Annotated in this window: 2 protein-coding genes; one reads left to right on the forward strand and one right to left on the reverse strand. The window is 65.9% G+C overall.

What is annotated here, in order from left to right; translation table 11 throughout:
- Nucleotides 1–200 precede the first annotated feature (200 nt).
- Entirely contained in the window at nt 201–1,622 is a 1,422-nt protein-coding gene (locus tag ACRDUX_RS25110) for a condensation domain-containing protein (RefSeq protein ID WP_526417616.1), read from the reverse strand.
- A 222-nt stretch (nt 1,623–1,844) separates the two neighbouring features.
- On the opposite strand from ACRDUX_RS25110, the gene ACRDUX_RS25115 reads away from it, so the two are divergent.
- Nucleotides 1,845–8,741 (forward strand): type I polyketide synthase (locus tag ACRDUX_RS25115; RefSeq protein ID WP_526417618.1); only part of this gene is annotated, 6,897 nt, incomplete at its 3' end.

The following is an 8,741-nucleotide window of genomic DNA, read 5'->3' on the forward strand; positions in this document are numbered from 1 at the left end:
GGCAAGATGGCCAGCGGATGCTTCTGCGCCATCTCGCCCAGCGATGGGAAGCTCAGCGGCAGGGCGACCGCAATTGCGAGCCACACCCCAATCACCACCCATGGCCACCGCACCACGAGATCGGCTAGCCGTCGCATACCGCCCTCACCCTCGCCCCGAATTGCGCATCACGAAAACCCTGGCCATTGTTTTGCTCGCCGCTATGCGACGCGTCCCCAGTCCCCGCTGTCAGCGACCAGTACGGACACCGATTTCATGGCCTCCATGTAGCGCGTTACTGATTTCTCGGCGATCGGATTGTCGGGATGCATGATCGCCATGGCCGTGCCTTCCCCGTACCGGAATACGTAGATCGTCAATTGATACGAAAATCGCGCGTCGGGATAGATTCCGACGTTGTTCGCAAGGCCCATGTCGGCTGCTGCGAGTATTGCGTTGAGCGGAGCTGCACCACCGTGCAAGAAGTTCGACACCGGAAAGTTCGGACGTGGCCAGTTCAACCACGGCGCCAACTCCATTACGCGGTAATACGGCACTCTCGCCATGTCCAGACCCGAATCGAAAGAGGCCTGCGCTGCGTATGCGGCATCGCTGAAGGAGGTCGCTGCTATCGGGACGGTGATTGGGATCAGTCCGGTAAACCAACCCTGCGTCATGAAATTGTCGCTGGCCGTGCGGGAATCCCTCGGAGTGAGCCCGTGATACGTAAGCGCTCCGGTGAACTCGTGCTCAACCAGACCGAGACAAGCGAACAATCCGCCGACGAAGCGCGCCCCAGCCGCAGTGCAGGCCGCTTCGAACCGCTCCGTTTGAGCTGCGTCCATCAGGAGTTCGGAGGCCATGTAACTGCTGCTGGACTTCAGCGGGTTGCCCAGTGGAAGTGGGAATTCGGGAAAGCCACCATTGTTGTTCTCGGCGAAGTCAATCCACGCGCGTACCCCTGGCGAGTCCAGGGTCAACGTCGAGGTGAACTCGCGCTCACGGACGCAAAAGTCGTCGAAGCTTCCGGCATCGGGCAGCGTCAGGGCTTGACCGCTTCCGCTCATGGCCGAATACATTCCGTTGGCTTCCATCATCGTCGTGCCGATCAACGTGGCATCTCCGTGCACGTGATCCATGGCGGCAAAGAACGTGAAGTGGTGCTCGTTCTGGACTATCCCGAAAGTGAAGCAACCCCACTCCAACGGATTCGGTATGTCGACTACGTGAGCGCGTATTTCGTCAACGGTCAGGTGGCCCTGATCGATCGGCACGAATTCAATGTCGGCCGGATCGTCCATGGCGTGCCTAATGAAGCCGTCGCCGTCGGTGTTTTCGAACCAACTGCGGAACGTGTCGTGCCGACGTAGGTATGTGTTGACGGCGTGATCCATGGCCGAAATATCGCATTGGCCGGCCACGTCGCAGCTGGCGATGATCTGCCGGGAGAAGTTCAGACCGGCGGCCGTGCGTTCGCAATAGTTTCGGAGATGTTGGCCCTGCATGTAGCTCACCGGCACCGAACTAATCGGCGCCTGCCGGGCCTTCTCCTGCGCCGCGGCCGTCGGATGCCACGAGGTAACTGAACCGGGGGCTAGCGTCCATTCATCAAGTCCGCCAACCGTAATCTTCCCGATGCGCAAGACTTTGTCCTCTCCCGTACTCCCCGCCACAGCCGGCGCGCGTCCGGCATCACTCGTGGCTCAACATACCCTCGGTTCCGACGTTGCCCTCCAGCCTCGGCCCCGGGCAGAGCCGCTACGCACGCCACAGGTGGACGTGCAATAGTGGCCGTGAAGTTGATCTTCAGGCGCTAGCGGTGTCGCCGTCACATTCTGACCGCCGATGCAAAGGGGGACAACCGCATGCTTTCCGCCGAACGTCCGATCGAGCCGGCCGCCCGATTCGCCATCGTCGGCTACGCGGCGCGCTTTCCTGGCGCCCAGGACACCGACGAGTTCTGGGACGTGCTGCGCGAGGGTCGGGACGCGGTATCGGAGGTGCCCAAGGACCGCTGGGACGTCGACGAATTCTTCGACCCGGAACCCGGAGCGCCCGGCAAGGTCGTGACCCGTCGTGCGGGTTTCGTCGATGACGTGACGGGGTTCGACGCGCCGTTCTTCGGCATGTCGACGCGCGAGGTCAGGATGATGGACCCGCAGCACCGGCTCCTGCTGGAGACGGCGTGGCGCGCGATAGAGCATTCAGGCACTGCGCCAACGACTTTGGCCAACTCCAACACCGGTGTATTCGTGGGTTTGGCCACCCACGACTACCTGGGAATGGCATCCGACGAGCTGACCTACCCCGAGATCGAGGCCTACTTGGCCATCGGGACGTCGAATGCCGCGGCAGCGGGCCGGATCAGTTATCGGCTGGGGCTGCAGGGTCCCGCGGTCGCCGTCGACACGGCGTGCAGTTCGTCGCTGGTGGCGATCCATCAGGCGTGCCAAGCGCTGCGCTTGGGAGAATGCGACCTCGCGCTCGCCGGCGGCGCGAACGTGCTGCTCACCCCGGCGACCATGATCACTTTCTCCCATGCGCAGATGCTCGCGCCCGACGGCCGATGCAAGACATTCGATGCGGCCGCGGACGGCTACGTGCGCGGCGAGGGATGCGGCGTCATCGTCGTGAAGCGACTTGAGGACGCGATCCGCGACGGTGACCGGATTCGCGCCGTGATCCGCGGTAGTGCGATCAACCAGGACGGCGCATCGGGTGGCTTGACAGTGCCGAATGGCGTTGCCCAGCAACGGGTTATCGTCGATGCGCTGAAGCGCGCCGGAGTCGCGCCCAGCGACGTCGGATACCTGGAAGCGCACGGGACGGGGACATCGCTGGGTGATCCGATCGAGGTTCAGGCCGCCGGTGCGGTGTTCGGCGTCGACCGCGAGGCGAACCGGCCGCTGCTGATCGGCTCCGCGAAGACGAACATCGGACATCTCGAGGCCGCCGCGGGGATCGCCGGTGTGATCAAGGTCATCCTGTCGCTCGAGCACGAGACTTTGCCGAAGCACCTCAACTTCGAGAATCCGTCGCCGCACATTCCCTGGGACCGCCTTGCGGTGAAGGTCGTGCAGGAGGCCACCCCCTGGGAACGCAACGGTCAGCCGCGCATTGCGGGAGTCAGCTCGTTCGGGTTCGCTGGGACCAACGCTCACGTCGTCCTCGAAGAAGCTCCAGCAGCGCCCCTGCAATCAGCACCCGCTTCGGCGCCCAGTCCCGTCGAGCAGTCCGGCGACAGATTCCACATCCTTCCGCTCTCGGCGCGAACGCCCGCTGCGCTGGTGGATGTCGCCGATCAATACCGCAGCTGGCTCAGCGCGCATTCAGAGGCCACCTTGGCGGACGTGTGCTTCACCGCCGGGGTCGGTCGCGCGCATTTGGAGCACCGGGCCGCGTTGGTGGTGAACTCGAAGGAAGCTGCCATCGAGCTGCTAGGCGCGCTCGCAGACGACCGGCCGGCACCCGGCCTCGTTCGCGGAGAATCCCACGACACGCCGAAGACGGCGTGGCTCTTTACCGGTCAAGGCAGCCAATACCCCGGCATGGCCCGGGAGTTGTTCGACACCGAACCGGTGTTCGCCGAGACGCTGAATCGTTGCGCGGCGGTGGTAGCCGACGTTCTCGAGAAGCCATTGTTGGATGTCATCTTCGACGTGGATGGCCCGGATGGCGATGAGACGCTGCGGCAAACGAACTACGCACAGCCCGCCCTGTTCGCGGTGGAGCTGGGCCTGGCTCGGCTGTGGCAATCGCGTGGCTTCGAACCCGACGTGGTGCTTGGCCACAGCGTCGGCCAGTATTCGGCGGCCTGCGTAGCTGGGGTGTTCAGCCTCGAGGACGGCATGCTCTTGATGGCCGAGCGCGGCCGCCTCTTCGGCAGTTTGCCTGCGGGCGGTCGGATGGTCGCGGCGTTCGCCGCCGCCGAACGTGTCGAGAGCCTCACCGACGAATTCCCGAGTCTTTCGGTCGCCGCCTACAACGGCGCCAACACCGTGCTGTCGGGACCCGCTGGGGAACTGGACCAGGCGGTAGCCCGGTTGACTGCCGACGGCGTCCGGTGTGACTGGCTCGACACCAGCCACGCGTTCCACTCGGCGCTGCTCGACCCGATCCTCGATGAATTCGAGTCGTATGCGCAGCGGTTCAATTTCGCCCCGCCACAACGGATTCTGATCGACAACCGCACCGGTGCCGCGCTCGGCAGGAGCGTGAAACTCGATGGCGCCTATTGGCGTCGGCACGCGCGGCAACCGGTGGAGTTCGCCAAGAGCGTGCGCACCCTCGCCGAGCTGAATTGCAAGGTGTTGCTCGAAATCGGCCCACAGCCGGTGCTCACCGCCGCGGCCCTGCGAGCCTGGCCCGACCCTGCCACCGCCCCGCGGGCGATAGCGTCGCTGCGTCGAAACACTGCCGACCACCGACAGGTCACCGAAGCCGTCGCCGATGCGTACGTCCTGGGCCACCTGCCCGAATTCGCCGCCTTTCGGCAGCCGCACGCGCGGAAGCTCGACCTGCCCACCTACCCGTTCGAGCGTCGCGAGTACTGGTTTCGCGACAACAGGGACAAAGATGGGCGGCCCGCCGACGAGCAACCGCACGTGGGCGCCAGTACCCAAGCGGTCCGCCTGCTCGAGGACGGCCGGATCGAGGAACTCGCAGCCCTGCTCGACGGGGCGGGCGGCGACCACCAGACCCTGAACGTGCTGACCAAGCTTGCGGCACAACACAACCAACAGCGAACGAACCAGGCAACAGCGGATGACCGCTACGAGATCCGCTGGGAGAAATCCACTGCTCTTGGCTCCAGTGCTGACCTAGGCGAGGGAGCCAACTGGCTGCTCATCGGTGATGGAGCTCAAGCGATCCAGCCCTTGGTCGACGTGCTGACTGCGCGTGGCCAACGGCATCGGGTCCTCGGGTTGCCGGTATCCGACGCGGACACCGAACAGCTCGCGAACACGTTGCGCGCTGCCGCAGCAGACGATCCGGCGCTGCGCATCGTGCACGTCGCGGCCCTTGGCTCTGAGGCTGCGCCATCGATGCGGTCACTGTTGCGGATGCAACACCAGATCCTCGGCGGAACACGCCGGCTCTTCCGTGCCGCGGTCGCCGCGGAACTGCGCACACCGATTTGGCTGGTTACCCGTGGCGCACAGCGAGTCACCGACGCGGACACCGTGTCGCCCGACCAGAGTTGCCTCTGGGGATTCGGCCGGGCCGCCTCGTTGGAGCTTCCGCACGTGTGGGGCGGACTGGCGGATCTGGCTGAATGCACAGCCGACGAATGGTCGCGGTTCATCAACCAGGTGGTGGCGCAACCACGCGGGGAAGACCAGATCGCGCTGCGCGATGGAGCAGTCCACGTCCCCCGGCTGGTGCGCCGGGACGGGCAGCCGAGCGCCCAGAATCTGGAGCTGCGCGCTGACGCAACGTATTTGGTTACCGGCGGGCTGGGGTCAATAGGACTGGAACTCGCGGGATACCTGGCCGCGCACGGCGCCAAGCACCTGGTGCTGACCAGCCGACGCGCCCCCAGCGCTGCCGCACAACAGCGCATCGACGCGCTCACCGAACAGCACGGCTGCGAATTCCGGGTCGTCACTGCCGATGTCGCCGACGCGCACGACGTCGCACGCCTGCTGGCGACCGTGGCTGCCGAGCTCCCGCCGTTGGCCGGCATCGTCCATGCCGCCGGCGAACTCGGCACCACTCCGCTGAGCAACCTGGACGACGCCGAGGTAGACCGCGTCTTCGCCGGGAAGGTTTGGGGTGCTTGGCATTTGAGTGAAGCGGCCGCTGACCTGCAGCTGGACTTCTTCATCGGCATCTCCTCGATCGCCTCGGTATGGGGCGGATTCGGTCAGACCGCGTACGGCGCGGCCAACGCCTTCCTCGACGGGCTGGCCTGGCGTCTGCGCGAACAGGGCATCCCCGGGATCAGCGTGAACTTCGGTCCATGGTCGGCCGGCATGGCCGACGCGGAGTCGCGTGCGCGACTGGACAAGCGAGGTGTCCGGACGCTGTCACCTGCCGACGCACTGGCGGGTCTGGCCGATGTCGTGGCGGCCGCTTCACAGGGCCAGGCGCAAGGAGTGGTGGCCCGGATCGACTGGGCCCGTTTCCTGCCGCTCTACCAGCAGGCGGGGCGACGGGCGTTCCTGGCCGAGGTCGAGCGCGAGGTGCCATCCGAGCTGACGGCCGTGGCGGCGCCTGCCACCGCTTCTGGCAAGACCAAGCTGGTCGAGCAGCTGACCAACGCTCCGATACAGCAGCGCAAGAAGCTGCTGACGGACTACTTGCGCGACGCGGTGGCGGAAGTGACGCGGGTAGACGCCGCGGAGATCCGCGAGGACGCCGGGTTCTTCGACCTCGGCATGGATTCGTTGATGGCCGTCGAATTGCGGCGCCGCATCGAACAGGGTGTGGGCAAGGAGATACCCGTCACCCTGGTGATGGATCACCCCCGGCTGTCCGATGCGACCGACTACCTGCTCGGCGACGTGCTTGGCCTCCGCGAGCCGGCCGTCGCCAAACCTCGACTTGCCCCGGTGACGACGCCTTCGGACGAGCCCATCGCGATCGTCGCGGTGTCGTGCCGTTTTCCAGGGGCACCCAATCCGGAAGCCTTCTGGGAGTTGCTGTCCGGCGGTGTCGATGCGATCCGGGAAGTCCCGGAGGACCGATTCGACATCGACGAGTTCTACGACCCGGATCCAGAGACTCCTGGCAAGACCTACACGCGCTTCGGCGGGTTCCTCGACGGTATCGATGGATTCGATCCCGAATTCTTCGGCATCTCTCCGCGCGAAGCGGTGTGGATCGAGCCTCAGCAGCGGCTCGTGCTCGAAACGGCATGGGAGGGTCTCGAACGCGCCGGGCTGTCGCCAGGGACGCTGCGCGGAAGCCAAACCGGCATCTTCATGGGGGTGGCCGCCAACGAGTATGCGCATTTGCTGTCGTCGGAGTCACTCGACAAGATCGAGCCCTACTTCATCACCGGCAACGCGCTCAACGCCATTTCCGGTCGGGTGGCCTTCGCGCTGGGACTCGAAGGACCGGCGATGGCGGTCGATACCGCATGCAGTTCGGCGCTGGTGGCCGTCCATCAGGCCGTCCAGGCACTGCACTCCGGTGACTGCGACCTGGCGCTGGCCGGTGGGGTGAACGTCCTGCTCAGTCCGGTGACGGTGATCGCCGCCTCCCGCGCCAGGATGCTTTCGCCAGTCGGGCGCTGCAAGACGTTCGACGCCTCCGCCGACGGCTACGTGCGCAGTGAGGGCTGCGGGGTCCTCGTGCTCAAGAGGCTCAGCGACGCCGAGCGCGATGGCGATCGGATCTGCGCGGTCATTTCCAGCAGCGCGGTCAACCAGGACGGCGCGTCCAGTGGTCTGACAGTGCCCAATGGTGGTGCACAGCAACGACTCATCGGGACGGCGCTGGCTCGCGCCGGTCTGGCAGGCGGGGACGTCGACTACCTCGAGGCGCACGGGACGGGCACGCCGCTGGGCGATCCGATCGAGGTGCAGGCAGCCGCAGCCGCCTACGGTGACTCGCGGGACGCGGACCGCCCGCTGCTGATGGGATCGGTGAAGACCAACATCGGTCATACCGAGTCTGCCTCGGGGGCAGCAGGTCTGATCAAGGTCGTGTTGTCGCTTCAGCACGAGATGCTGCCGCAGAGCCTTCACTTCGACACGCCGTCGCCGCACATCCCGTGGGACTCGCTGCCGGTGCGGGTCGTCGACGAGGCAATGCCGTGGCACGCCAACGGCAGGCCACGACGCGCCGGTGTGAGTTCCTTCGGGTTCACCGGCACGAACGCGCACGTGCTGATCGCGGAAGCCCCGCTGGGTGCCGCGACGAGCGCTCGCGCGAACAGCATCGAGCCCGCGCCCCCTGAGTCGGACAATCCCGAGCAGCCCTTCAACGTGCTGGCGCTGTCCGCGCGGACACCGGAGGCACTGCTGGAGGTGGCGCAGCGTTACGAGGCCTGGTTGACAGCCCGTCCGGATGCCGACCTCGCCGACGTCTGCCTCACCGCAGGCACGGGCCGTTCTCACTTCGAACATCGGGTCGCGCTGGTCGTCGATTCGGTCGAGAGTGCGCGCGAGGGCCTTGTCGAGTTGGCCCAGAACCGGCTGCGGCCCGGCGTCGTCCGTGGCGAGCACACGCAGCGCCCGACGACCGCGTGGTTGTTCACCGGGCAGGGCAGCCAATATCCGGGCATGGCCCGCGAGTTGTTCGACGCCGAGCCGGTTTTCGCCGAAACCGTGACACGTTGCGCGGAGGCGGTCGATGACATGCTGCCGCGTCCGCTGTTGGAGGTGATGTTCGCCACCGATCGCAGAGACGGAGAAACGTTACGTCACACGTCGTTTGCGCAGCCGGCGATCTTCGCCGTCGAAATGGGCCTGGCCCGGCTGTGGCAGTCGTGGGGCATCGAACCCGACGTGGTACTCGGGCACAGCGTGGGCCAGTATGCAGCGGCATGTGTGGCCGGGGTCTTCAGTCTCGCCGATGGCGCACGGCTGATGGCCGAGCGCGGCCGACTGTTCGGCAGCCTGCCCGAAGGTGGGCGAATGGTAGCGGTCTTCGCCGACGCCAAGCACGTCGAGGAAGTCGCAGGCGAATTCCCGCGAGTGTCGGTCGGCGCCTACAACGGACCCAACACCGTGCTGTCGGGTCCGGGCGAGGAGCTGGAACACGTCGTCGAACGATTCGAAGACGAGGGCATCCGCTGCACCTGGCTGGAGACC

This window comes from Mycobacterium sp., from assembly GCF_050701675.1.
Lineage (GTDB): Bacteria > Actinomycetota > Actinomycetes > Mycobacteriales > Mycobacteriaceae > Mycobacterium.